This is a genomic window from Alteromonas salexigens (genome assembly GCF_025628895.1).
Lineage (GTDB): Bacteria > Pseudomonadota > Gammaproteobacteria > Enterobacterales > Alteromonadaceae > Alteromonas > Alteromonas salexigens.
The window spans coordinates 131,834-154,658 of record NZ_JAOTJC010000008.1 but is presented as its reverse complement, the minus strand read 5'-3'; the positions used below and the strand labels follow the sequence as shown (position 1 = coordinate 154,658).

Sequence of the window (22,825 nt, the reverse complement as noted above, 5' to 3'; positions counted from 1 at the left end):
GTGTTTTTATTATTTTTGGTGTCTGGTTTGAGCGAACCGTATTGTTATTATTAGCGGCGGTTTCACTCTGTTTTGAATGATCCGCAATTTATTATTTTTGCTGCGGTCTCACTCAATAGGCCCGGTTTATTATTGTTATTCCCAGTGCCTACAATTTAGTTATCGTTCGGACACGAAAAATCCTTTAGCAATTTTTCGCTAAATTTTAATAAGCTTTGATTTTCAGTATGTTAGCGCACGAAAAAAGCCGGACATTTGTCCGGCCAACCGCTCTACGTTAGGAGAGTATGAGCGTATTCTCGCGACGGGTGGATACCCGAATCACTACCTCCTGGCCCATTCCTGCGCGAAATTAGGTGCTTAGCCCAACAGCGACAGTGCAGCCTGAGGACGCTGATTAGCCTGAGACAATACAGTCGTACTTGCCTGCTGGATAATCTGGTTACGTGTCAGTTCTGCCGTTTCGGTTGCAAAGTCAGTATCACGGATACGTGAACGTGCACCAGAAACGTTTTCAGAGATGTTGCTCAGGTTACGGATAGTAGATTGGAAGCGGTTTTGCAGGGCACCCAGGTCGGCACGTGTGCCACCAATTGATGATATAGCAGAGTCGATTGCGGTTAACGCGGAGCTTGCACCACTAGCAGTAGAAATATCTACCGACCCTACACCCAGACCAGACGCGCCGAAGCTGGCACCGTTCGCACTGGACAAGTTAATGCTGATTGTCTGACCGGCATTCGCGCCTACCAGGAAAGCCGCAGAGAAGCTTCCACTAAGCACATCCACGCCATTAAACTGGGTTTGGCTACCGATACGGCTTAATTCAGTTTTCAGTGCAGCCACTTCTTTTTGCAAAGCGGCACGGTCAGACGAGCTGTTGATACCGTTTTGTGACTGTACAGCCAGCTGACGGATACGCTGCAGACCAGTGGTGGTTTCATCCAGCGCACCTTCAGCGGTTTGCGCCAGTGAAATGGCATCATTAGCATTACGAACGGCCTGGTTCAGACCCTGGATTTGTGAGGTCATGCGGTCAGAAATTTGCAGACCTGCAGCATCATCAGCAGCGCTGTTGATACGGAAGCCTGACGACAGACGCTCAAAAGACGTGCTCAAAGAATTGCTAACATCAAATAATTGACGTTGTGCATTCAATGCAGACACATTGGTATTGACGAACATAGACATAAGTCTCTCCTACACTCTCAGTCCAGCACGAGCTGGCTGCCGGGGCTTCCGGCGATTACATATATAGTACTCATCAAAACCTGAGGGGTAATTGATGAACTGGCTCTCTCAAGAATGTTATCGACGTAAGTAAATTTCCCTTTAATAAAATTTACAGAAATTGCCGTAGAGCGGCAGAGAATTGCCGCCTATAATGAGCTAAGCCTCGGTTTTTCAAGGTCATTTTATGATTGAAAATGTATTAAAAATTGATCAGATAGCGCGCATTTCCTCACGCGCTGAGCACAGCGCATTTACCGATTTATTACCTGTCGGTGGTGAGCACCTGCTGTGCTGCTATCGTCAGGCCACCAATCACGTCAGCCGGGATGGTGTGATTGAAGTAAGCAAAATGACACTGGCAGGGAATGTTCACAGCCGACAGCGTATCGCCCTTGCCGATCATGACTTGCGAGACCCGAAGCTGAGTCGCGATGCCAGCGGAAAGCTATGGCTGATTGCACAGGCTCGCCATGCAGATCAGGATAACCAGACGTTAGGCAGGAAAATGGTCAGCTGGTTTTCGGAGGATGGCAGCAGTTGGTCTAGTCCCCATACTCTCGGGTTGCCGGGATGGTGGTTATGGCGTATTCACTGGCAGGGGGATGAGGCGGTGGGGCTGGCTTATAACCGAGCCCAGGACAGGGTTGATTTATATCGTGGTCACCCTGGTAAGCGCATGTTTTGTGTTAACCCGCATACCCTCTCGCTGCAGAAGCATCAGCTTGGGTACCCAAATGAGAGTGATCTTCATACCGATAGTAAAGGAAACCTGTGGGCGCTCGTTCGTCGGGATGCAGATACATTTACAGCGCAACTGGGTATGAGTGCGACACCATACAGGCGTTGGCAATGGCAGGATTTAGGTCAGTATATTGGGGGTCCCGCCTGGCACCCCCTCACCGAGGATACCATGTTGGTCGCAGGACGGGAGTACACCGGCAAGGCGCTGGTTACCAGCGTGTGGACGTTACACTTGCCGACTGGCGCAATGCAAAAGTGCCTGACGCTGCCCAGCGACGGCGACAACAGCTATCCGGGGTTACATATTAGTGGTGACGACATATATATATCCTACTACTCGCAGCACCTGGATAATCAGGTTCGGGTCTATCTGGCGAGGGTGACGGGCGCTAACCGGTTACGAGATGTAGTCGAACAGACTTAAATTGGAGATACGCGGAAACGTCGCCAGGGCGGCATTAAGTGCCGTTTCCTGTTTGGCAAACTCCGCCGACGCTTCTGCGTAATCCACATCTTCTATAGACGAGCGGGTTTCTTTGGCCGCAATTTCCAGATCCAGGTTAGTCTCATAAATTGATTCCGCTACATTCAGCCGGCCACCAATAGATGAGCGCTCTAATGCAATTTTTTCCTGGGCATTGTCAATGCCTACTACGGCATCGCTGATCGCCTCGCGTAAATCCACGCCACTGGTACTGTTACTGAGAACACGATAAAGATCGTCAATCGTATTGGCGAGATTTTTCTTAGCGGGGGGATCCAGTGTGATGTCCACGGTGTCGCCAACCGAGCCGGACAAGGTAAATTGCATTCCTTTTACTGTGAATGGCTCGCCAGAGGCATAGCTGACGGTATCAACTACTGCACCGGAATTTATATTAGTCAGTTGCGCCTGATTACCGGCCTGCAAGGTGAGGCGGAAATTATTATTAGCCGCTGTGACCGGATCGTAACTGTTTTTATGAAAGGTATCGAACGTGCCCTGCTCCGTTATCAGAGACTCCTGGACACTGGCTGTGGGTGTGCCGCTAATCGCAAAGTCACGGCGGGCAAGAACGTTTTGAAAAACTTCCTGGCCACTGGTGGTGCTTTGCACTTGAGTACTGTCTGATAACTGCACCGAGTTTTCACCGGCATCGCCGGCAAACGTCACCGGGTTAGTGGTGGCTGCAGGATTCAGCGTGAAAGCCTGATTTTGCGACTGATGCCCGGCAAAAATATAGTTGCCGTCGGCGTCCTGAGAGTTCATCAGATCGAACACCTCGTCACGCAGCTGCTCCATTTCCGCCCCGATGGCGCGACGGTCAGAGTCTGACAATATGCCTGACCCCGCCTGGATTGCTAAGGTCCGGGCGCGGTTCGCTGCATCGTTAATATTACTGAGCACCGCCTCTTGCTGTTCAAGGGAGCCGGTGACCAGATCTATGTTACGTTGATACTGATTCAGCTGATCCAGCTCTTCGGTAAGCCGGATCACTTTGGCCGCGCCCACAGGATCATCCGATGGCCGGTTAAGTTTCTTACCGGTGGCTAATGATTCCTGGGTGTCTGTAAGTCCGCGTTGATTATCCATGATCGCACGGATGTTCTGATCATAAATCTGGTTCGTGGATATCCGCATTTAGCTTACCTGGCTGCCTGTAATATGGTGTTAAACAAATCTTGCGCTGTACTTAGTATACGCGCGGCAGCGGCATAGGATTGCTGGTAGCGCACCAGTTTGGCGGCTTCCTCATCCAGACTCACGCCGGAAACGGAGTCAAACCAGTTTTCGGATTGTACTTTCATGGTTTCCGCTGCCTGTAATGATATATCGGCAGAAGAGGCTTCTTCTCCAATCCGTCCTACCAGCGACGAATAAGCGTCATGAAAGGTGCGCGGCTGGCTGCTCGCATTGGAACTCAGTTGCACCTGATTACTGCTCTGCTGTGACGCCATGGCAAGTGCATTAGCATTGTCACCAAAACCATCGGTATTGTAGGTCAGCGAGAAGCTGTCGCCCGCCTGCGGCGCTCCATCCAGGCTAATATCATAACCCGGATAATCATTCAGCGCCGAAAATGCCGCCGGCCAGGCAGGGCCCGAGCCATTGGCTTGCGCCTGTGCTAACAAATCTGTGTAGTCTGTCACGCCCGTTACATTAGTAATGACATTGGCGGGCGACTCCCCGTCCAGCACCTGAAAGCTGCTTGAAGAGGTAAAGACTATCTCTGCGGGTGCCCCCACACTGGCGCTGGGGGAGCCGGCCAAACCGTGAATTCCGCCCGCACCATTAAAAGCTGATGCATCAGCCCCGAGCGTGGCATCTACGTCGGTATTGGTCACTTTGATCGCGGAAACTTTAGCATCACCGAGATTGGCTGGGTCAGGTGTTGCACGTAATGGCGAAGCAAAGGCCAGATCTTCCGGCCTGCTGGTCGCCATGGTGATATCGGAGGCGGCCGTTTTGGTAGGCTGCAATAGAAATTCATTGTCCACGGCGTAACCGGAACTGGCTGTAAAATCAATTTCGATGCCACCGGGGAGCTCGGTATAGCCCGACGTAATTGCCACAGGGGTATACACAACCGGACTGCCTGACGCATCCAGTTTTGGCGAACCATCGCCATTTAACAACTCGACCGTAACCGAGCTAGGCACCCCGCCACTGACAGCGTCTACGGTGATTTTATAGTCTGCGTCGGTCAGTTCACTGCCTTTGCCTGGGGTTATTCGCCCCTGCAGCGGCAATGTATCGGGGGTGCCTTCATAACTCATCCCCCTGAAGGCAGGCACGTTGAATAAGTTGCCACCTAACTGGCCATCCATATCCATACCCAGCTGGTTCTGCTGATTCATCGCGTCAGCGAACGCTAGGCCTAACTGACCAACATCACGTTGCGCCGGCCCCAGAATTTCATCCCGGTAACGAAATAAGCCGCCCATGCTGCCGCCTAAATCAGTCTCGGCGATATTGATAGTGGTATTCGCTTTAGCGCCGGAAAATGTGGTAGCAAGCTGGAGCTCTTTGAAACTTAAATCTGCATCGCTGCTTAACTCAAAGATATTAAATGCCCCATCTTCCAGCACCAGCGACTCGCCGGAGCGCAGAGTGACTGTGACACCGCCACTCAGTGAACTACTGTCTCGCACATCAATTGCCATGATGCCGGCCAGCTCATTAATGGCATTGTCGCGTTCATTTAACAGTGCAGTGGGTTCGTCGCCGCCGTTATTGCCTTTCGCTACGGCTACCGCTTCATTCAATTCGCCAATGGTTTTAATCAGACTGTTGGCCCGGTTCACCTCGCTGGTAAACTCCAGGTTTAGCTCTTCTTCCTTATCCTGCATAAAACCAGATAAGGTTTCCATGCGGCGCAACATGGACCGCCCCTCGCCCAATACTTGCTCCCGGGACGCCAGGTTAGTCGGGTCGTCCGCTGCAGTTTGCACGGCGGCAAAAAACTTACTCAACCCTTCCGATAGCGAATTGCCTTGATTGGCCAGCATATTATCCAGCGCCAGCGTTTTATTGGTAAAGGTTTCTAACTCACCGACCTGAGTAATATCGCGGCGTAACTGATTTTGTGCAAAAACGTTTATAACCCGCTCGGTGGTGCCCCGCCCTACGCCGAAAACATTGTTGTTTTCCAGCACAGTGCGCTCACGGACATACCCTTCGGTATTCACGTTAGCAATGTTATTACCGGTGGTTTGCAGCAGTTTGTTACTGGCGTTGACGCCACTGCTGGCAATGGTAAACAGATCGATATTCCGCATCATGGCATCATTCCTTGCATCCGGTCGCTGTTATACACGGCCATGATTTTATCGGCGTAAGCAGGGTCGGTGGCATAGCCGGCCTGTTGCAGCGATTCTGCATAGCGCTTGGGATCGCTGCCCTGAGCAACGGCCTCTTTATACCTGGGCTGCTCTGAAATAAATTTAACGTAATCATCCAGCGCATCGGCTATTGAAGGGTACGCTCGAAACGCCGCTTTTTGTTTAGCGGGCATGCCTGATTCAAACTCGATGGTATCCACTACCGCTTGCTTACCATCCCAGTGGCGGTTAGCTTTAATGCCGAACAGGTTATGGGTGGCCTCGCCGCTACCGTCGTGAATCACGTATTTGCCCCAGCCTGTTTCTATGGCGGCCTGCGAAATGATAGCTTTGGCATCTACCCCCAGCGCGGCTGCTGCCCGTCCTGCATGGGGTCTCACTGCACTGATAAACGCTTCCGGTGAGTCAAACAAGGGCGCTTTGTAGGCGCTCACTGTGCCTTTACTTGCCGACTGCACCACATTATTTTCGGCTTCCTGCACCGCCTGAGTTCGGGTGCGGTTCAGCGATGACAAATTACCGTCACTGCGAATTACACTGGCCGGCGTGTAATTCTCATCCTGCTGGCCCAGCTGCTTCACAATCAGGTCAGCCAGCCCCATGCCGCCACCAGAGGACAGATCCGTTGCCAATTGCTGGTCATGCATATCCCGGTAAAACTTTACCTGCTGCGAATTAAACGGGCTGTTTTCATCAGCCAGCGCGTCCTGCGCTTTACGCATAGACTTCAGCATCATTTGTACAAAAATAGCTTCAAACTGCTGAGCCGCTTCGGCCAGCACTTTGTCATCGCCTGACGCAATCGCTTCACGCATTGCGTTGATACTGCCCATATCGTGGACATTTCGCGCCATTTCCATTTGAGATTTGCTGTTTAATGCGTCCATCAGATGATTACCAGTTCACCGCGCAGCGCACCTGCCTGTCGCAATGCTTCTAGAATTGCCATCAGGTCGCCAGGCGCGGCACCCACCTCGTTAACAGCCCGCACCAGCTGATCCAGGGTAACGCCTGGCTCAAACTTAAACATCCGGCTGTCGGCCAAATCCACATCAATAATAGATTGCGTCGTGACCACGGTTTCGCCGTCAGCCAGCGCATTAGGCTGAGATACCTGCTGATTTTCAGCAATGGTCACAGTGAGACCACCGTGCGTGATAGCGGCAGGCAATAGCCGAACATCCTGGCCAATTACAATGGTGCCGGTGCGGCTGTTTATCACCACCCGGGCTGGCGCATCGGCAGGTTCAAACTGAAAGTTTTCCAGCGTCGCCAGAAAGCCAACACGCTGGCCGATATCGCGGGGGGCGGTGACTCGTACGGAGGCCGCATCCAGCGGGGTGGCAATGGCATAGCCTTGCTCCGGCTGGGCACCTAAACGCTCATTGATGGTATCAGCCAGACGCTTGGCCGTAGAAAAGTCAGGATAGTGCAAGTTCAGTGTCAGCGTATCGCCATTCGCAAAACCACTGGGCACCGTTTGCTCCACCAGCGCCCCGTTCGGGATCCGGCCAACGGTGGGCGTATTCACCACAATGCGGGAACCATCCCCGCCCTGGGCACCAAACCCACTGACAATCAGCGAGCCCTGCGCTACCGCGTACACCTTGCCATCGACCCCTTTCAGAAAGGTTTGCAGTAAGGTGCCACCTTGCAGGCTGCTTGCTTCACCCACGGACGACACAGTCACATCAATAGTTTGGCCGGGTTTGATAAACGGGGGCAGCTCTGCGTGCACGGCGACCGCCGCCACGTTTTTAATCTTCGGCTTAACGTTTGAATCCAGGCTGATACCAAAATTACTCAGCATGGTGCGGAAGCTTTGTTCGGTAAACGGGCTTTGCTCGCCGGTTCCCGGCAAACCAACCACCAGGCCATAGCCCACCAGCTGGTTACTTCGCACGCCCTGGATACTGGCCACATCTTTGATGCGTTGGGCATTTGCCAGCGGTGCTGACAACAGTACTAAAGCCAGTATTGTTAGTGAAATCAGTTTCATAGGTACCCCTTACAACGGCCACCATTCGGATGAGAAGAATTTTGCCAGCCAGCCTTTTTCCTGTGACCGGGCAAACGAACCGGTGCCACTGTACTGGATCCGGGCATTGGCAATCTTGGTAGAGGTAATTTCGTTATCAGGCGAAATGTCAGCCGACCGGATGATGCCGGTCAGACGGATATATTCATCGCCATGGTTCAGCGTCAGCCATTTTTCACCGCGAATAACCAGGTTCTGATTAGGTAACACATCCACTACGGTGACTGAAATGCTGCCGGTCAGGCTGTTACTCTGACTCGCCTGGGCGTCACCGGTAAAGTCGTTGCCGGCGCTCACCCCTAGCTGCACTGACTGACCACCGATGCGCAAGGCGTTGCCCGCCAGACCAGTGATGGGCTGCAAATCGACCTCTGTGTCTCTGGATGTGGCAGTGCCTGCCGATTTCGACGCATTGGTGTTTTCACTTAACGTGACGGTAATAATGTCCCCCACCCGCCGGGCAGTGACATCAGAATAAAGGCTGTTCGCCATATACGGCCGGAACAGCGCCCCGTCCTCGACAATCTGGTCGCGCGGATAATCCGGTACCACGGGGGCGAAAGTGGGATCGTTTGCCTGCACCGGTGGCTCTGAGGTACTGGCACAGCCGGTTACCAGGACTACCGCCGTCAGTAAGGTGAAAAAACGCATGATGTTACCTACTAAAGTTGTTGGATAACCTGACCCAGCATCTGGTCCACTGACGAAATCACTTTGGAGTTCATTTCATACAAGCGTTGGCTTTCAATCAGGTTAACCAGTTCTTCGGTCACATTGACGTTTGAAGTTTCCAGTGTGCCCTGGGCAATAGTGCCTAAGCCTTGCAGTCCCGGGATCCCCTGGATAGGCGCGCCGCTAACCGCGGTTTCTACAAACAGGTTCTGACCAATGGGTTGCAAACCCGTGGGGTTGATAAAGTCGGCTGTATTAATCTGGCCCAGTACCTGCGGCTCCGCCTGGCCCCGCACAGTGGCAGACACTTCACCGTCCTGTGAAATGGTAATTTGTTGCGCATCTTCCGGAATCGCGATTTCAGGCTGTAACAAAAAGCCCGCGCCCGGTGTGACAATTTGGCCCTGATCGTTCAATGTGAACTGACCGTTGCGGGTGTAGGCGATGGTTCCGTCCGGCTGCTGGATCTCGAAAAATCCACGCCCCTGAATTGACATGTCCAGCGCGTTATCCGTGGTGAGCATGTTGCCCTGGGTATGCGACTTCTGGGTAGCCACCACCTTCGAACCCGACCCCAGCATTAACCCTGATGGCAGTTCGGTGTCGGCAGAGGAACGTCCGCCTGGCTGATTGATGTTTTGATACAGCAGGTCTTCGAACACCGCGCGGTCTTTTTTAAAGCCCACAGTTGATGCATTGGCCAGGTTATTCGATACCACAGACACATCAGTTTGTGCTGCGTCCAGACCGGTTTTACTTATCCACAATGCAGGATGCATAGTTACCTCCTAAGGCTACCTGAGGCGGTGCCTTATGTGTTACCCATTAAATTATGCGAAGCAGCATATTGCCGCGAGTATCAAGCTCTTCTGCCTGCTTCATCATTTTCACCTGTAACTCATAATGACGCTGCAGGTTCATCATATTTACCATTTCATCTACCGCGTTCACGTTAGACCCTTCCAGCATGCCGGAGCGGATCTGCACGGTGCCATCCTGAGCGGCCTGGCTGCCGTCTTTCATTCTGAAAAGACCATCCCTGCCACGCTCAAGATCACTGTATTCAGGATTCACTAGTCCCAGTCGCCCCACTTCTTCGGAGACGTTTTCAGGCGCCCCAAACGGTCGTACCGACACGGTACCGTCCGACGCAAAGTTCAGGTTATCCAGCGGCACCGGCAAGAAGATCGGGCCGTTATCCCCCATCACCATGTTGCCATGCATGTCTGTCAACATTCCGTCAGGTCCCAGCTGCAGGCTTCCGTCGCGGGAATAGGCCTCATTGCCCTGGGCATCCTGCACGGTAAACCAGCCGTTCCCCTGTATTGCTACATCCAATTCCCGTCCGGTCTGGATCATCGGCCCGGATTCGTAGTTATTGGTCGGGCTTTCCGTCATGGAAAACACCCGGGACGGCAAACCTTCGCCGTAAGCCGGCATTGCTCTTGCCTGTTCCAGCTGAGCTTTAAACCCGGTGGTTTGCGCATTCGCCAGGTTGTTGGCGCGCACTCCGGTGCCCAACAGGTCTTGTTTCGCGCCGCTTGCCGCGATATAGAGAAACTTATCCATGACTGACTTTTGACGGTTTGGTGACTGAATACAGGGAATACTGCAAGGGCAGTGCCAAGGTGAGAAAGACAAAGATTAAATGAAGATGGGAGACAAACAGCGGAGAAAAACAACAACAGCGTGCTTTTGAAAATGCCCACGCAGAACGGCGTATTGAGGCACAAAAAAGGCCGCATTATGCGGCCTTTGTAAACAGAGAGCTTATCGAATATTCAGAATAGTCTGATTAAGCTGGTTGTTTACTTCCAGCGCCCGTGAGTTCGCCTGGAAGTTTCGCTGAGCGATAATCATATCAATCAACTCAGTGGTCAGGTTAACGTTAGCCTGCTCCAGTGCTGATGAATTTATTTCACCAAAGGTACCGGTAGTGGCTTCACCTGCCAGCGCCTCGCCTGACAGAATACTTTCTTTCCACTGGGTGCTGCTTTCCTGTGTTAAGCCCTGCTCATTGGAGAAGCGTACCAGCGCCACCCGAACGATGGGCTCGGAGGTACCGTTCGAGAACGTCGCCCGTACCAAACCGTCAGGACCAATATCGATACCGGTTAACCGGCCAACAGGTAAGCCGTCTTGTTCTAACGAGGTCACCTCAAAAGCAGACGCGAACTGAGTGGGTTCGTTCGGGGTTGCGCCGTTAGGCTCCAGGTTAAAGTCCACACTGATTTGCTGAGCAGGATCAGAACCGTTCGCCAGTATATTCTGACCCAGCGCCTCGGTGGTTATTTTAAAATCGGTCGTGCTAACACCATCGGGTGACTCAATACCAATAAAATCACCGCCCTGGCTAAACTGCAACTTAGCGGCACTCACGCCGTTACCGGTGTTGGTACCCATAGAATGGGTGGCAGTAGTGGGATCGGAGTCAGTACCATCGGAGTTAACCATGTCTACTAACTGGTCATCAATCGCGGTGGCCACATACCATTCATTATCCACTGTCGCAGAGTTATCCTTTACGAAGTAGTAAGTCATGATATGGCTGTCACCCAGTGAGTCATACACGGTGACCGACGTGGCAGCGTTGTATGTCAGCGGATCATCAGGATCGAATGCCGCTGGGTCCTTACCCTGATCGCCTGCCGGCAGGTTCATCCGGATATCTACTTCCGAGGTTTGCTGAGGTGAGCCAGATGAGTCAGGCACACGCACCGGCACGGTGGTACTCAACGCCACGGAGGCACTGGTGCCGTCACTGTTTACCGGGAATCCCAGCAAGTTATCACCGTTGCTGTTAACCACGAAGTTATCACTGTCCAGTTTGAACTGGCCAGCCCGGGTAAACGAAAAGTCACGAGACGTAATTTCCGGCACGGTGGCAAAGAAGCCGTTACCGGTAATCGCTAAATCCAATGCGGTATTGGTGAATTGCAAACTACCCTGAGAAAACTGTTGGGCAACTTCCTGGGTAAGTACACCGTCACCCACTTTGGTTTTACCACCGGCTAACAGTGACGCAGCGTACACATCGCCAAACTCAGCCCGTGACTCTTTAAAGCCCACCGTATTCACGTTGGCGATATTATTGGCGGTGACATCCAAATCTTTTTGTGCGGCGGAAACCCCACTTAATGCAATATTAAAAGACATAACTTTCTCTCCTGCTAACTGCCGATCTGGATGACGTCATCGAGATTGATACTGACATCACCATCCAAATTCAAAATTACGCCCTGACCACTGCCGGCCAGGCTTACACTGCCTACATGACGATTGACTGCGGTGGAAATTTGCGTGCCTTCCCCGTTCACCTCGCCGGTGGCGCTAATTACATAGTCACCGGGCGGCATAATATTGCCGCGGGCATCTGTGCCGTCCCAGTTAAACTGAACGTTGCCGGCGGGTTGGGTACCTGCGTCAATGGTTTTAACCACTTCACCAAACTGATTCTGAATGGTAATGGTCATATTCTGTGCGGTTTCTTCATTCACCACTACGCCAGACAATCCGGCGCCCGGCGAAGCCATGTGGCCCACATTCCCTTCTACCAGTACGTTCTGGCCAATCAGGCTAGACGCTTGCAATGCCTGGTTTGATGTCATTGATGCAGCAAACGACTCAAACTTTGTATTCAGTTCTGAAATTCCGTCCGCCATGGTAAACGAGGTCATCTGGGCAACCATCTGGTCGTTATCTACCGGCTTGGTGGGGTCCTGATTAGCCAACTGCTCGGTAAGCATGGAAAAGAAATCTTCCTGCGAAAGTTTTTGCTCCGAACCATCGGCAACCTTTACCTTTTCTTCCTGCCAGTAAAGGTCGGTTTTAAGACCATTGTTAATTATGTCCACGCTAAATTCCTCACAATTACGCTAATGCGTATTATTGCCCCCGGCCAAGCTGTAGCACACGACGGAAGATCCGCTTGGTGGTATCAGCTACCTGTACATTGGTTTCGTAAGCTTTCGAGGCCGACATCATGTTGGCCATTTCTTCAACCACGTTCACATTGGGTTTATAGATGTAGCCGTTCTCGTCTGCCATCGGGTTGTTCGGCGCATACTCCACCTGCAAGGGTGCCTTACTTTCCACGATGCCTTTCACCTGTACACCGGAGCCTTGGTTCTGGCTGTTCGTGGCCTGCTGTAGTGCTTCAGCAAATACCGGGTGGCGGGCACGGTACGTGTCCTCGTAGCTACTGCTAACGCTGTTTGCATTGGCAATATTACTGGCTGTGGTGTTTAGCCGAACGTTTTCCGCTTCCATTCCCGTACTGGAAATGGCCATAACATTAAACAAACTCATAGTTACTGACCTCCGCCTGAGCTTATCGCCTTCTTCATCCCTTTAATTTTTCCGTTCAGAAACTCCAGGCTGGCCTGATAGCGTAAACCGTTATCCAGGAAGCGGTTTCGCTCGGCCTGAACTTCAACGCTGTTGCCGTCACCGGTGTCCGGCTGGGTAGGGACGCGATACTGTAATAGTGAACTGGAAGTCATGCCGCCCGACAGATGATTGTCGTGGGTTTTCACCAGGTCCTGACGCTGACTCGCCCGGGCTGATTTCATTGCCTGGTTAAAGTCGATGTCTCGGGCCTTATAGCCTGGCGTATTCGCATTGGCCAGATTACCGGCAATCACTTCCATACGCTGGGTGCGCAGTGTCATTGCCTTATTGTGAAAACCTGTCAGCTTGTCAAGATTGATAGCCATAATGAAAAACTCCTCAGTTGCCGAGAAGCTTTGCAAGTGCAATGCCAACGCCGACAAACGAGGGGTTTCCAGGGAGTTTTTTTAGTCTTTACGTTGGTAGTAAAGGCCTGGATGGCATTTCACCATGCTAAACAATTCGCTGGCGCTACTGATAGATTCTGAGGCACCGAGGAAAAGGATGCCGCCTGGTTGCAGGAGGGCGGCAATTTGTTGCAGTATCTTTTGTTTTACGTGAGGCGCGAAGTAAATCAGTACGTTACGACAAAAAACAATATCGAAGCGCCCCAACCCGGCATAGCTGTGTAATAAGTTGAGGCTGCGAAATGACACCATGCGACGCACTTCCGGTTTTATTTGCATCATGCCGCTGGTGTGGGTGTCGAAATACTGACGGCGACGTTCAGCTGACAGGCCTCTGGCCAATGAGAGTTCGTCATACAACCCCTGCTCACTCTTACTGAGCATTGCCGATGACAGATCGGTGGCGACTATCTCTATCCCACTGCGCAGCTTACCGGGATTCTTACGCTGGTATTCCAGGCAGGACATGGCAATAGAGTACGGCTCCTGACCAGAAGAACAGGCGGCGCTCCAAATCCGTAAGCGCCGGTTTTTTGCCACATGCCGGGGTAACAGTTCTCTGAGTAATAAGTCATAAGGATAACCGTCACGAAACCATAAGGTCTCATTAGTGGTCATGGCATCAATGACGCATTGCAGTAAATCGCGGCGATGACTATGGATAGTCGCGTCTATGAGTGCATCAAGCGAATCAAAGTCGAACTTATACAGCAGTGTAGCTAACCGGCTGCGCACCAGGTACTGTTTATTTTCACCTAATACGATTCCGCATTGCTGCTCCAGAAAACGACCGAAAGCCTGATAGCTCTCGGCAGACACTTCTTTATTTTTCAATCCAGTGACACTCCACTAGTCACTTTTCTTCACCAGCCATTTCTGAACCGCAGTGGCCAGTTCATCAGGATGAAATTTAGCAATAAAGTCGTCGGCCCCCACCTTTTGCACCATGGCCTGATTGAACACACCACTCAGTGAGGTATGTAGCACCACGTGCAGATTCTGCAACTCGGGCGTATTTTTGATTTCCGCAGTGAGGGTATAACCATCCATTTCGGGCATTTCGATGTCAGACACCAGCACGCCCACGCGTTTGGTGACATCCCCGTACTCTTCAGCGATGGCTTTGAGGCGGTTAAGCGCTTCTTTGCCGTTTTTCGCCAATTCAATTTCCAGGCCCAGTGAAGTCAGGGCTTTTTTCACCTGATTGCGGGCCACTGCCGAGTCGTCAGCAATAAAGATAATTTTATCTTCATTGCCTTCGGTGGTCAGTCCCGCTGCCACACCCTCACTCACCTCTGCGTTGAGTGGTGAGATCTCATTAAGGATTTTCTCAACGTCGAGAATTTCCACCAACTCGTTTTCTACTTCGGTCACTGCCGTCAGATAGCTGGCCCGGCCTGTTCCTTGCGGCGGGGGCATGATAGCGTCCCAGTTGGTGTTAATAATGCGCTCCACGGCGCCCACCAGAAAGCCCTGCACCGAGCGGTTGTATTCAGCAATAACGATAAACGCGGTGGACAGGTCTTCAATTTTTTTGCCACCGGTGGCCATACTCAGGTCAATAACGGAAATAGTTTGCCCACGAATGTGGGCCACGCCGCGCACCAGCGAATTCAGTTTTGGCATCGACGTCAGCGACGGGCATTGCAACACTTCCCGCACTTTGAACACATTAATGCCGAAGCGTTGACGACCGTTTAAACGAAAAAGTAAGAGTTCAAGGCGGTTTTGGCCGACCAGTTGCGTTCGTTGGTTTACGGAATCAAGAATTCCTGACATGCGTCACCTCTAGTAATATGGGCACGATCATTGCGTTTTAGGTTTATAACGCCGGCTATACCGACAAATCGCCAAAAAACTGACGCCCGGACGTTCAGATTTATAAGGCAATGTATCAGCCTCGGAAACACAGCGCAAAGCCTCGTTGCCGTTCTGTGCATGCATAAGCATAGACAAATTGACGGCAACTGAACATGAAAAAATGGATACCAACATTATGACACGACAATTTGCCACCCGCCTGAGTGGTCTGCTGGCAGGCGTGTTAATGACCGCCATGGCTCAGGCGGGTCCAACGCCCGCCACTAAATCTCAGCACGCCGTGATAGAACAAGGTGCCAAAGATTACCTGCTGTCTGTGCTGGCACATGAGGACGATGGCACCGATATACAGGTTGAAATGGTGAGCATAGATGAGCGCATCGCCATTCCGGAATGTCCACAGGGCTTCCAGTATCATGCGGATGGTGCGTCGCTGGGACAGTCATATATTTCGGTGCGGGCCAGTTGCCGTGCCAATGACTGGTACCTGTTCACCAGTGCACATATTAACCGCACCCGGAAAGTGGTAGTCACTGCCGGCATGTTGAGCCCGGGCACCCTACTGACTTCGGAAAATCTTAAAACCGCCGATATCGATGTGAATCGGTTAAGGCATACTGCGTATACCGACCTCGAGCAACTTGTGGGCGCCCGAATGAAACGCCGGGTACGCGACAGTCAACCTGTACAGTCAAATATGCTATGCTTTGTTTGCAAGGGTGACCGTATTACAATTAGTGCCAACATGGCGGGGATGCAGGTTAAAACGGCCGGCATAGCCCAGCAGGACGGCGTGGTAGGTGACACCATCCAGGTGATCAACGCCAGTTCGCAAAAGACAATTGTGGCCCAGGTCGCCAATGCGCAGGAAGTGGTGGTAAGCCTTTAGAGAGGGGGCGAACCCTATCGCTAGTGAGCGAATTAAAAGCGAAAATATCGCTAAAGAAACTCACCTGCCTGCCGATACAAATATTAAGGTGTAATAAGGTAGTGGAATTTCTTTATGGCTATTAACAACGTGAACAATAATGGCGTACCAAAAACGCCGTTAGACAATTCAAAAATAAACCAGCAGGGTCAGAACCAGGCCGCGCAACAGCAGGCTGCGTCTAAAACCGCCGCGGCACCCGCGCCCCGTCAGGACTCTGTATCGCTCACCCAATCAGCGCAGCAACTTAACCAGGTTCAGAAGAAAGGCACTGAAGCGCCTGTGAATCAGGAAAAAGTAGACAAGCTGAAAAAAGCCATTCAAAGTGGCGAATACAAGGTGAACCCGGAAGTATTGGCAAATAAAATTGCCCGTCTGGAATCTGAAATTTTCGGCGTAAAATCGTAGGCTGGTAAATGACACAATCTCTTCACGCCCATGTTGATCAGCAGCTTGAAAATTTAAGCGCGTTGTCGACATTGCTCGAACAGGAATTACACCTGATTGGGACGCGTGACGCTGAAGCACTGATGACGTTGCTTAAGCAAAAAGAAGATGTGCTGGAAGCCATCGCTCAAACAGACGCTGCTATCGACGGTCCCTATCGGGCTGCCCAGGACTCTGGCGCGCTTACCAGCGAGATTGAAGCCGGCATCGCCAAAGCGAAATCCCTGTTGGAAGAGTGCCAGTACCGAACACAGGTTAACCAGACCGCTGTGGAGCAAGGCCAGCTCCGTCTGACACACCTCAGAAACCTGATGTTAGAAGTACGTGCTAAAGAATCGCTGACTTACGATAAAAGCGGTAAGCCCAAAGGTACCGGCATGGGCCGAGGGGTCAAAGCCTGACACTTGTAATTTACGCATAAAAAAAGCGCCTCAGGCGCTTTTTTTATGCGTGCAGCCAGGTAAAAGAGCCGGCTTAGTAATATTTCACCTGCTTAATGCGCTGCGGTTTGGCAGTCGTCAAATAAATGTCGTACACCCGCTGCATGTCCAGTTCCAGTTCCGTCGCATACGTATCCTCGCCCACCGGATAAGACTTAATAACTTTCGCCCCCCGAATCACACCTTCCACTGATGCCTGAAGCTGGGTATTGTCCACCACCAGATTCGCCAGCGTCTCGCGGCCGGCAATTCTTTGACCGTACACCTGCTCTGCCAGTTCCCGGTAAGCATCCAGCTTAGAAGCGCGCATGGCCATCAACGAACGGGCGCTGTCGGTTTCCCCGTGCTGGTTGCCAATTGGCGCATAACCTATGGCGGTTAGCACGGGGTAAGATTCAGGCTCGACGGTTTCCCACTCCACATGCTTGTCTACCAGGCTACTGCAACCACTTAACGTGCTGCCGATCACTGTCGCCAGTCCAAAAAGCGAAAGGCGCACTACCGATGCCATGTACCTGCTCATCATTGATGTACTCTTGGTTTGCTAACTGTATCCATCACAGCAATTTCTGTGCCTATGAAAATTCAGGAACACTTTGTGCTTTACTGTACCTGTAAATAGATAGCAAGGTGTTGCACCCGTGTATTGTATTCACGCGGGTTCGTGCAGCCAGCAACTCTGGAAGCAGTACGCTTATGAACAAACAAACACGCCGACTTCGCCGCCACATCAACTGGCACGCTGCCCTTTTTTGCCTGCTGACATTGCCAGCCTGGCAATCCAGTGCCGCTTGGTTTGAAGCGACCGGACAAGCCGTTATTGTGAATGACAATAAAGAACAGGCCCGCCAGCAAGCCACTGAAGAGGCATTGCAGCAGGCCGTGTTGTTTGCCGGCGCGTCGGTAAGCAGTGTGCAGACCCTGACGAATGGCCTGCTCAGTGATGACCGTCTGCAGATAAGTGCTACCGGTGAGGTTGCCCAGGTAGAGTTAGTTCATGAAACCTGGCACGACGAGTATGTGTCGGTGCGTGTACGAGCTGACATTTTTCCTCAGGCAAACCAGTGTACTTCTGCTGATCATCTGAAAACCCTTGCCACGACACATTATCCCATTGTACATCGGGAACAGGCACAAGATGGCCAGTTGCACCCCATTGGCGAGATGCTGGCCACCCGCCTCCAGCGTCACTTCAGACACTTCACTGAAAATGTGACACTGAAGTATATTGCTCCCTACAGTGCCCAATGGAACCAGTCCAGTGTGGTCAATCAGGCTCCGGTGCTCGCCCGGCAAAGTAAGAGTCAGTATGTGCTTGCCGGTATGATAACTGACTTAAGCGTCGACCGGCCTACGCACTCGTCACTGGCGTTTTGGAAAGACGGGAGCGCTTACCGTCACTTCGGCTTTTCTCTGCGTTTGCTGGATGGCATGAACGGCGGCGCGTTGCTGGAAAAAGAGTATACCGTGGATGCCGCCTGGGATTTCGACCGCTTTGCAGAAATTGATGTGGCTTCAGCGCAATTCTGGCAGTCTCATTACGGCATGGCCATTGACGATGCATTGGAAAACGTAGTGCGGGATATTAGTGATGCCGTTGCCTGTCAGCCGCTTACCGGCCGGGTCCTGCAGGTTGCCGGGCAGCGCGTGGAAGTGTCGCTGGGCCGTGACCATGGTCTGCAGGTGGGGGATGAATTATACCTGTATCAAACCCGGCAAATTAACGATGTTTTTGGCGAGACCTACGTACAGTACAACGTGTATCCAGGCAAAGTGAAAGTCACCAACGCCTATGCCGATACTGCCACCGTGGAGCCGGTAGACGGCGTCATCCTGGCCAATATCCAGCCAAATGATTTCGTGGCAAAAAGATAAGCCTTTTCCCTGACTTTCATCAGGTTATAATGGCCAGGACGTCCCCATAGTTTAACCGGATAAAACAAGAGCCTCCTAAGCTTTAGATCTGCGTTCGAGTCGCGGTGGGGACGCCATACAGTCTGTCTAAGATGCCCAGTTCAACTGGCTTAATCAGGCGTTTTATACAGCTTGGGTTTCCAGTCAAAATACACAGCTGCCAGACGAATCCCCCCCGTGGTGGCCAGTGAACCTAAGATACACCACAGATACGGCACACTTAGATATAAGAACACTGCGTAAGCTACCCCACCGGCAATACATGCAGTAGCATATAGTTCGCCCCGCATCACCAGCGGGATTTCGCGACAAATCACATCCCGAATAAGGCTGCCGAACACGCCTGTTGTTACCCCCATCGTCACCGCCACTACCATGCTGGTGCCTTCTATAAGCGCCTTCTCTATACCTACAATATTGAACAGCCCTAATCCCACAGCATCGACTATTAAAAAATACTGGGCCGATATCCGGGAGAAATGCCGGATGAGTAGTACCGTAATGAGAATTGCCAGGTAGGTAGAATACAGGTAGTCAGGATCTTCTATCCAGAATACCGGCTGATTAAGCAGTATGTCCCGTAGCGTACCACCGCCCAGTGCCGTGACTGACGCCAGTACGGTTACGCCAATACCATCCACTTCCTTATCATAGCCGGCCAGCGTGCCGGAAATTGCAAAAAATGCCACACCCAGCACATTCAGTAGGTGAAACCAGTCTGAACTCAATTTTTGTCTTCCTCTGCGTAAAGTCGTTCCGACCGTTAACTAGTCATACTATCTCTACGACCACGAGCGCCTAAAAAGTTTAGCGTCGGGGAAAAATAGCCGTTTATTTTTAGTTTGGTGCCGGTAACTGTCTTCCGGGTTGCAGATTTTGCGAATGCCACCTAGGTTAAAAGAATCGCCATTCAGATTCGGGTTTGTACCCGCAAACGATAAACCAGACATTCTATGCCAGAGTTATCCCACTCCGTTTCACCCATCAAGCTGAAAAAACGCAGATTGCGGGTTACGCAACCGCTGGACCATGGTCACATTGCTTCCAAGAAAATCTACCACCAGCAGCTTTCTTACTGGCAAAAACGGTTATTACAGGTTCAGCAGTCGTATTATCATCAGCAACAGCGTGCCATTATCGTATTTGAAGGGTGGGATGCGGCCGGCAAAGGCGGCGCAATTCGCCGGCTTACCGAAAAGCTCGACCCCCGGGGATTCACGGTATACCCCATTGGCAAACCAAGGGACGATGAACAAGGAAAACATTACCTCTACCGGTTCCAAACCCGGTTGCCGGCACCCGGAACGCTGGCGGTGTTTGACCGCTCGTACTATGGCAGAGTGCTGGTTGAGCGCGTGGAAGGGCTGGCTTCAGCAGCTCAGTGGCAACGTGCTTATCAGGAAATTAATGAATTTGAACGCCTGCTTAGCGACGATGGCGTGCGTATCATTAAGCTGTTTTTGCATATTTCTGCCGACGAGCAACTGAAACGCTTTGCTGAGCGCCTGCACAATCCGGTGAAGCGTTGGAAACTCACTGAGGAAGACCTGCGAAACCGGGAAAATCGGCAGCACTATTGTACTGCCATTGACCAAATGTTTGACCACACCGACACAGTGCAGGCCCCCTGGCATCTGGTTTCAGCCGAACACAAGTGGTATGCCCGGATTCAGGTGCTCAGTGTTATTGTGGCTGCGCTTAGCCACAATACGGACATCCGGCCGCCGCCGTTAGATAAAACCTTAGTGAAGCGGGCCAGCGAACAGCTGGGGATCCCGCCTCCCACTACGCCTGCGATGGATGCCGACGATTAACTTATTTCCCCAGATAGGTTTCCAGCGTGTCTTCCCATTCACTACTTTCAATTGCTTTAAGCAGCGTGGTGTTCAGGCGCTCCCGCTGCGTGCTGTCTTCTGGCAGTGCAATCGCATAATCCTGTCTTTCAATAACTTCAGGCAGTATACGCACACCCGAAGCGTCATCGTTACTCACAAGGTATTGCAGAATTGGTTTGTCGTACACCAACGCATCCAGCGAGCCGTTTTCCAGAGCGGTCAGGCCTTTTTCCAAACTGGCTACTTTGCGATAGCGAATGTCGTGAGCAGTCAGAAAGTCCGCGCTGGCCGAGTTTTCTAACGTTCCCACTCTTACATCAGGTAAATCTTCCACCCCCTGTACTGAGGAGTCCAGCTGACTGACTGTCAGGCTGGTGGCGATGGCAGCCGTGAAGCTACTGATAATAATGATGGCGGCAAACATCCAGAAAAAACCAATAATACGGCCGCCCAGTGTGGTGGGTGCTTTATCCCCATAGCCTACCGTCGTCATGGTAACGGCCGCCCACCAGAAGCTGGCACCCAGGCCCTGGGCAGTGCTGCCGCCGAACATTTCTGCATTACGCTTACGCTCGAATAGCCAAAGCAGCGCCCCTACGGCCAGCAACAGCAAACACAGCCCGGACAATGCGGCAAAAAACTCCCACGAAAAGAACCCAGAAATAGCGGTCATTAACCGTCCCTGTTCGTGGGGGACGGCAATCGCTAACCCCGTGGTATAAAAAGGATGAGTGAAATCTATACTTTGCTCTCGCTGAGCATTCACCGTCAGCGCTGCCACCGAGGCGTCAAACCGGCCGTTATTGAGCCCGGTTAACAGCCCTTCCAGGCTGGTTTCTTCGAATCGATAGTTTATTCCTTCCTCAGCTGCTATCTGTTTCCACAAGGCAATGCTGATCCCCTCCAATTCACCGGCGTCATTCTTCACCACAAACGGTGGCGCAATCTTGGTACCGACTACCCAGGTATCAGGTTCGGGCTGTGAAGTGGATTGGGCTTGAACTGGGGCGAGAAGCAGGCAGCAAACGAGGGCACATAGCAGTGAGGTATACTTTTTCATGGAAGCATTTTTCCTAAACAATTTTTAAGCACTTGTTTAGTCTGTATATTCGGTTTTATAGAAAGAAAAGATCACCAGCTGAACGAACGGCCGGTTTGCGCGTATAAAACCGACGCAGCCGCGTTGACAACGCCCCCGGACTTTTTCACAATCCCCTGCGCACATTCAGAGGTAGTTTATGTCCCACACCAATTCCCAATCTGATCATCTGTCCTTCCTGGAAGAAATGGGCGATGTGAAGCCTCTGAACTCAGATGACACCGTAGATCTTCATGATCCCCGTGCACGGATAGTTGAAAAACAAAAACGTGCACAATTGCACCTTACGGCCAGTCCGGGTAAGCACATGCCACTCACCCTGGAAAACGTGTCCCCGGTGAAGCCAGATGACTTTCTGTGTTACCAGCAGCCAGGCATTCAGGACGGCGTATTTAAAAATCTGCGGCTGGGCAAATATGACATCGAGCAGCGGATATCACTGAAAGGGCTGACGGTAAAAGACTCCGCTGAGCGGCTGTATACCACCTTGTGTCGTTGTCATGAGAAAGGGGCGCGCGCCGTACTTATCCAGCATGGCCGCGGGGAGCACAGCAAGCCGTTCCCGGCACTGAAGAAAAGCTATGTTAACCACTGGCTGTCGGAGCTTGAGGAAGTGATTGCCTATCACACTGCGCAACCTGTGCATGGCGGGACTGGTGCCACTTATGCGCTACTAAAGAAACATCCGGATCAAAAGCTGATTAACAGAGAAAAAAACAAACGCGGCTAGACAGGGGCTGTTTTCAGCGCGCAAAGCGCAGCCCCACCGGAAACTGTGCGGTGTAAATTTGTAGAATCAGCTTAAGCGCAGATTAGCTTATCGACGTCAAACTGGCTGGCTGAGACGTATGCTCTGCGGATTGCGCAGATGAGCTGAATACCGCAGTGACTATCATAAACAGTACTGCTACAGCGACACCGGTTAGGCCAAACCCCTTTGATGAACGATTCATAGTCGTCTCTTATTATTTACCTGCCTGATCTCTTTGGATCAGATGCATTACCTCAAAACCTACTTTCCATGTAACCTGAGTGCATT

At 51.8% G+C, this 22,825-nt stretch carries 25 protein-coding genes and 1 tRNA gene; 8 read left to right on the top strand and 18 right to left on the bottom strand.

Going from position 1 to position 22,825, the window contains the following annotated elements:
• Nucleotides 1-360: 360 nt before the first annotated feature.
• Nucleotides 361-1,191 (bottom strand): flagellin N-terminal helical domain-containing protein, encoded by an 831-nt coding sequence (locus tag OCL06_RS10225; RefSeq protein ID WP_262994175.1) that lies wholly within the window; start codon nt 1,189-1,191, stop codon nt 361-363.
• A 226-nt stretch (nt 1,192-1,417) separates the two neighbouring features.
• On the opposite strand from OCL06_RS10225, the gene OCL06_RS10220 reads away from it, so the two are divergent.
• The gene (locus OCL06_RS10220) at nt 1,418-2,398 is read left to right on the top strand and encodes a hypothetical protein (RefSeq protein WP_262994173.1); all 981 of its coding nucleotides are present in this window, start codon (nt 1,418-1,420) and stop codon (nt 2,396-2,398) included.
• Here OCL06_RS10220 and flgL read toward each other — a convergent pair.
• The 13 genes from flgL to OCL06_RS10155 form a co-directional block, all read right to left on the bottom strand.
• Entirely contained in the window at nt 2,372-3,595 is a 1,224-nt protein-coding gene (flgL, locus tag OCL06_RS10215; RefSeq protein ID WP_262994171.1) for a flagellar hook-associated protein FlgL, read from the bottom strand. The two genes, OCL06_RS10220 and flgL, sit on opposite strands and share 27 nt — an antisense overlap.
• Nucleotides 3,596-3,600: 5 nt before the next feature.
• The gene (gene flgK / locus OCL06_RS10210; protein WP_262994861.1) at nt 3,601-5,733 is read right to left on the bottom strand and encodes a flagellar hook-associated protein FlgK; all 2,133 of its coding nucleotides are present in this window, start codon (nt 5,731-5,733) and stop codon (nt 3,601-3,603) included.
• Nucleotides 5,733-6,683: a flagellar assembly peptidoglycan hydrolase FlgJ gene (gene flgJ / locus OCL06_RS10205; protein ID WP_262994169.1), complete on the bottom strand. Its 951-nt coding sequence runs from the start codon at nt 6,681-6,683 to the stop codon at nt 5,733-5,735. The genes flgK and flgJ overlap by 1 nt, the downstream gene beginning before the upstream one ends.
• Nucleotides 6,683-7,795, bottom strand: a complete 1,113-nt coding sequence (locus tag OCL06_RS10200) for a flagellar basal body P-ring protein FlgI (protein WP_262994167.1) — start codon at nt 7,793-7,795, stop codon at nt 6,683-6,685. Before OCL06_RS10200 ends, flgJ begins: the two co-directional genes overlap by 1 nt.
• 9 nt (nt 7,796-7,804) lie before the next feature.
• Nucleotides 7,805-8,485, bottom strand: a complete 681-nt coding sequence (gene flgH / locus OCL06_RS10195; RefSeq protein WP_262994165.1) for a flagellar basal body L-ring protein FlgH — start codon at nt 8,483-8,485, stop codon at nt 7,805-7,807.
• A gap of 11 nt (nt 8,486-8,496) precedes the next feature.
• On the bottom strand, nt 8,497-9,285 hold the full coding sequence (gene flgG, locus OCL06_RS10190; RefSeq protein WP_262994163.1) for a flagellar basal-body rod protein FlgG: 789 nt from the start codon (nt 9,283-9,285) through the stop codon (nt 8,497-8,499).
• Nucleotides 9,286-9,331: 46 nt separating this feature from the next.
• On the bottom strand, nt 9,332-10,075 hold the full coding sequence (flgF, locus tag OCL06_RS10185) for a flagellar basal-body rod protein FlgF (RefSeq protein WP_262994160.1): 744 nt from the start codon (nt 10,073-10,075) through the stop codon (nt 9,332-9,334).
• Between the two features lie 201 nt (nt 10,076-10,276).
• Nucleotides 10,277-11,662, bottom strand: coding sequence for a flagellar hook protein FlgE (gene flgE, locus OCL06_RS10180; protein ID WP_262994158.1), 1,386 nt, complete (start codon nt 11,660-11,662; stop codon nt 10,277-10,279).
• Between the two features lie 14 nt (nt 11,663-11,676).
• The gene (gene flgD, locus OCL06_RS10175) at nt 11,677-12,360 is read right to left on the bottom strand and encodes a flagellar hook assembly protein FlgD (RefSeq protein ID WP_262994156.1); all 684 of its coding nucleotides are present in this window, start codon (nt 12,358-12,360) and stop codon (nt 11,677-11,679) included.
• 31 nt (nt 12,361-12,391) lie between these two features.
• The gene (gene flgC, locus OCL06_RS10170; protein WP_262994154.1) at nt 12,392-12,814 is read right to left on the bottom strand and encodes a flagellar basal body rod protein FlgC; all 423 of its coding nucleotides are present in this window, start codon (nt 12,812-12,814) and stop codon (nt 12,392-12,394) included.
• 2 nt (nt 12,815-12,816) lie between these two features.
• Entirely contained in the window at nt 12,817-13,221 is a 405-nt protein-coding gene (gene flgB / locus OCL06_RS10165; protein ID WP_262994152.1) for a flagellar basal body rod protein FlgB, read from the bottom strand.
• An 81-nt stretch (nt 13,222-13,302) separates the two neighbouring features.
• Complete coding sequence (locus OCL06_RS10160) at nt 13,303-14,136, bottom strand: CheR family methyltransferase (RefSeq protein ID WP_262994150.1); 834 nt, start codon at nt 14,134-14,136, stop codon at nt 13,303-13,305.
• A gap of 15 nt (nt 14,137-14,151) precedes the next feature.
• Nucleotides 14,152-15,081 (bottom strand): chemotaxis protein CheV, encoded by a 930-nt coding sequence (locus OCL06_RS10155; RefSeq protein WP_262994148.1) that lies wholly within the window; start codon nt 15,079-15,081, stop codon nt 14,152-14,154.
• A 217-nt stretch (nt 15,082-15,298) separates the two neighbouring features.
• Here OCL06_RS10155 and flgA point away from each other — a divergent pair, with 217 nt between their 5' ends.
• From flgA to flgN, 3 genes are all read left to right on the top strand, one after another.
• A complete protein-coding gene (flgA, locus tag OCL06_RS10150) occupies nt 15,299-16,012 on the top strand; it encodes a flagellar basal body P-ring formation chaperone FlgA (RefSeq protein ID WP_262994146.1) in 714 nt (237 codons plus the stop codon).
• A 114-nt stretch (nt 16,013-16,126) separates the two neighbouring features.
• The gene (gene flgM, locus OCL06_RS10145; RefSeq protein ID WP_262994143.1) at nt 16,127-16,459 is read left to right on the top strand and encodes a flagellar biosynthesis anti-sigma factor FlgM; all 333 of its coding nucleotides are present in this window, start codon (nt 16,127-16,129) and stop codon (nt 16,457-16,459) included.
• A gap of 8 nt (nt 16,460-16,467) precedes the next feature.
• Nucleotides 16,468-16,899, top strand: coding sequence for a flagellar export chaperone FlgN (flgN, locus tag OCL06_RS10140; RefSeq protein ID WP_262994141.1), 432 nt, complete (start codon nt 16,468-16,470; stop codon nt 16,897-16,899).
• Between the two features lie 73 nt (nt 16,900-16,972).
• Here the strand turns inward: flgN and OCL06_RS10135 are convergent, their stop codons facing one another.
• A complete protein-coding gene (locus tag OCL06_RS10135) occupies nt 16,973-17,464 on the bottom strand; it encodes an LPP20 family lipoprotein (protein WP_373318472.1) in 492 nt (163 codons plus the stop codon).
• A 170-nt stretch (nt 17,465-17,634) separates the two neighbouring features.
• Between OCL06_RS10135 and OCL06_RS10130 the strand changes: the two genes are divergently transcribed.
• Both OCL06_RS10130 and OCL06_RS10125 read left to right on the top strand, forming a co-directional pair.
• Entirely contained in the window at nt 17,635-18,813 is a 1,179-nt protein-coding gene (locus OCL06_RS10130; RefSeq protein WP_262994139.1) for a flagella assembly protein FlgT, read from the top strand.
• A 40-nt stretch (nt 18,814-18,853) separates the two neighbouring features.
• A tRNA-Arg gene (locus tag OCL06_RS10125) sits at nt 18,854-18,929 on the top strand.
• A 33-nt stretch (nt 18,930-18,962) separates the two neighbouring features.
• Here the strand turns inward: OCL06_RS10125 and OCL06_RS10120 are convergent.
• Nucleotides 18,963-19,580, bottom strand: a complete 618-nt coding sequence (locus tag OCL06_RS10120; RefSeq protein ID WP_262994137.1) for a trimeric intracellular cation channel family protein — start codon at nt 19,578-19,580, stop codon at nt 18,963-18,965.
• Between the two features lie 225 nt (nt 19,581-19,805).
• Between OCL06_RS10120 and OCL06_RS10115 the strand changes: the two genes are divergently transcribed.
• Nucleotides 19,806-20,666, top strand: coding sequence for a polyphosphate kinase 2 family protein (locus OCL06_RS10115; RefSeq protein WP_262994135.1), 861 nt, complete (start codon nt 19,806-19,808; stop codon nt 20,664-20,666).
• A 1-nt stretch (nt 20,667) separates the two neighbouring features.
• Here the strand turns inward: OCL06_RS10115 and OCL06_RS10110 are convergent, their stop codons facing one another.
• Nucleotides 20,668-21,747, bottom strand: coding sequence for a transporter substrate-binding domain-containing protein (locus OCL06_RS10110; protein WP_262994133.1), 1,080 nt, complete (start codon nt 21,745-21,747; stop codon nt 20,668-20,670).
• 178 nt (nt 21,748-21,925) lie between these two features.
• Here OCL06_RS10110 and smrA point away from each other — a divergent pair, with 178 nt between their 5' ends.
• Complete coding sequence (gene smrA, locus OCL06_RS10105) at nt 21,926-22,516, top strand: DNA endonuclease SmrA (protein WP_262994131.1); 591 nt, start codon at nt 21,926-21,928, stop codon at nt 22,514-22,516.
• 82 nt (nt 22,517-22,598) lie between these two features.
• On the opposite strand, the gene OCL06_RS10100 is transcribed toward smrA, so the two are convergent.
• The gene (locus OCL06_RS10100; protein ID WP_262994129.1) at nt 22,599-22,739 is read right to left on the bottom strand and encodes a hypothetical protein; all 141 of its coding nucleotides are present in this window, start codon (nt 22,737-22,739) and stop codon (nt 22,599-22,601) included.
• Between the last annotated feature and the right edge of the window lie 86 nt (nt 22,740-22,825).

What these genes read in the sequence shown, in the direction of transcription:
- OCL06_RS10225 (WP_262994175.1), bottom strand. Translation starts at nt 1,191, where the DNA reads ATGTCTATGTTCGTCAATACCAATGTGTCTGCATTGAATGCACAACGT.
- OCL06_RS10220 (WP_262994173.1), top strand. Translation starts at nt 1,418, where the DNA reads ATGATTGAAAATGTATTAAAAATTGATCAGATAGCGCGCATTTCCTCA.
- flgL (WP_262994171.1), bottom strand. Translation starts at nt 3,595, where the DNA reads ATGCGGATATCCACGAACCAGATTTATGATCAGAACATCCGTGCGATC.
- flgK (WP_262994861.1), bottom strand. Translation starts at nt 5,733, where the DNA reads ATGCGGAATATCGATCTGTTTACCATTGCCAGCAGTGGCGTCAACGCC.
- flgJ (WP_262994169.1), bottom strand. Translation starts at nt 6,683, where the DNA reads ATGGACGCATTAAACAGCAAATCTCAAATGGAAATGGCGCGAAATGTC.
- OCL06_RS10200 (WP_262994167.1), bottom strand. Translation starts at nt 7,795, where the DNA reads ATGAAACTGATTTCACTAACAATACTGGCTTTAGTACTGTTGTCAGCA.
- flgH (WP_262994165.1), bottom strand. Translation starts at nt 8,485, where the DNA reads ATGCGTTTTTTCACCTTACTGACGGCGGTAGTCCTGGTAACCGGCTGT.
- flgG (WP_262994163.1), bottom strand. Translation starts at nt 9,285, where the DNA reads ATGCATCCTGCATTGTGGATAAGTAAAACCGGTCTGGACGCAGCACAA.
- flgF (WP_262994160.1), bottom strand. Translation starts at nt 10,075, where the DNA reads ATGGATAAGTTTCTCTATATCGCGGCAAGCGGCGCGAAACAAGACCTG.
- flgE (WP_262994158.1), bottom strand. Translation starts at nt 11,662, where the DNA reads ATGTCTTTTAATATTGCATTAAGTGGGGTTTCCGCCGCACAAAAAGAT.
- flgC (WP_262994154.1), bottom strand. Translation starts at nt 12,814, where the DNA reads ATGAGTTTGTTTAATGTTATGGCCATTTCCAGTACGGGAATGGAAGCG.
- flgB (WP_262994152.1), bottom strand. Translation starts at nt 13,221, where the DNA reads ATGGCTATCAATCTTGACAAGCTGACAGGTTTTCACAATAAGGCAATG.
- OCL06_RS10155 (WP_262994148.1), bottom strand. Translation starts at nt 15,081, where the DNA reads ATGTCAGGAATTCTTGATTCCGTAAACCAACGAACGCAACTGGTCGGC.
- flgA (WP_262994146.1), top strand. Translation starts at nt 15,299, where the DNA reads ATGACACGACAATTTGCCACCCGCCTGAGTGGTCTGCTGGCAGGCGTG.
- flgM (WP_262994143.1), top strand. Translation starts at nt 16,127, where the DNA reads ATGGCTATTAACAACGTGAACAATAATGGCGTACCAAAAACGCCGTTA.
- flgN (WP_262994141.1), top strand. Translation starts at nt 16,468, where the DNA reads ATGACACAATCTCTTCACGCCCATGTTGATCAGCAGCTTGAAAATTTA.
- OCL06_RS10135 (WP_373318472.1), bottom strand. Translation starts at nt 17,464, where the DNA reads ATGATGAGCAGGTACATGGCATCGGTAGTGCGCCTTTCGCTTTTTGGA.
- OCL06_RS10130 (WP_262994139.1), top strand. Translation starts at nt 17,635, where the DNA reads ATGAACAAACAAACACGCCGACTTCGCCGCCACATCAACTGGCACGCT.
- OCL06_RS10115 (WP_262994135.1), top strand. Translation starts at nt 19,806, where the DNA reads ATGCCAGAGTTATCCCACTCCGTTTCACCCATCAAGCTGAAAAAACGC.
- OCL06_RS10110 (WP_262994133.1), bottom strand. Translation starts at nt 21,747, where the DNA reads ATGAAAAAGTATACCTCACTGCTATGTGCCCTCGTTTGCTGCCTGCTT.
- smrA (WP_262994131.1), top strand. Translation starts at nt 21,926, where the DNA reads ATGTCCCACACCAATTCCCAATCTGATCATCTGTCCTTCCTGGAAGAA.
- OCL06_RS10100 (WP_262994129.1), bottom strand. Translation starts at nt 22,739, where the DNA reads ATGAATCGTTCATCAAAGGGGTTTGGCCTAACCGGTGTCGCTGTAGCA.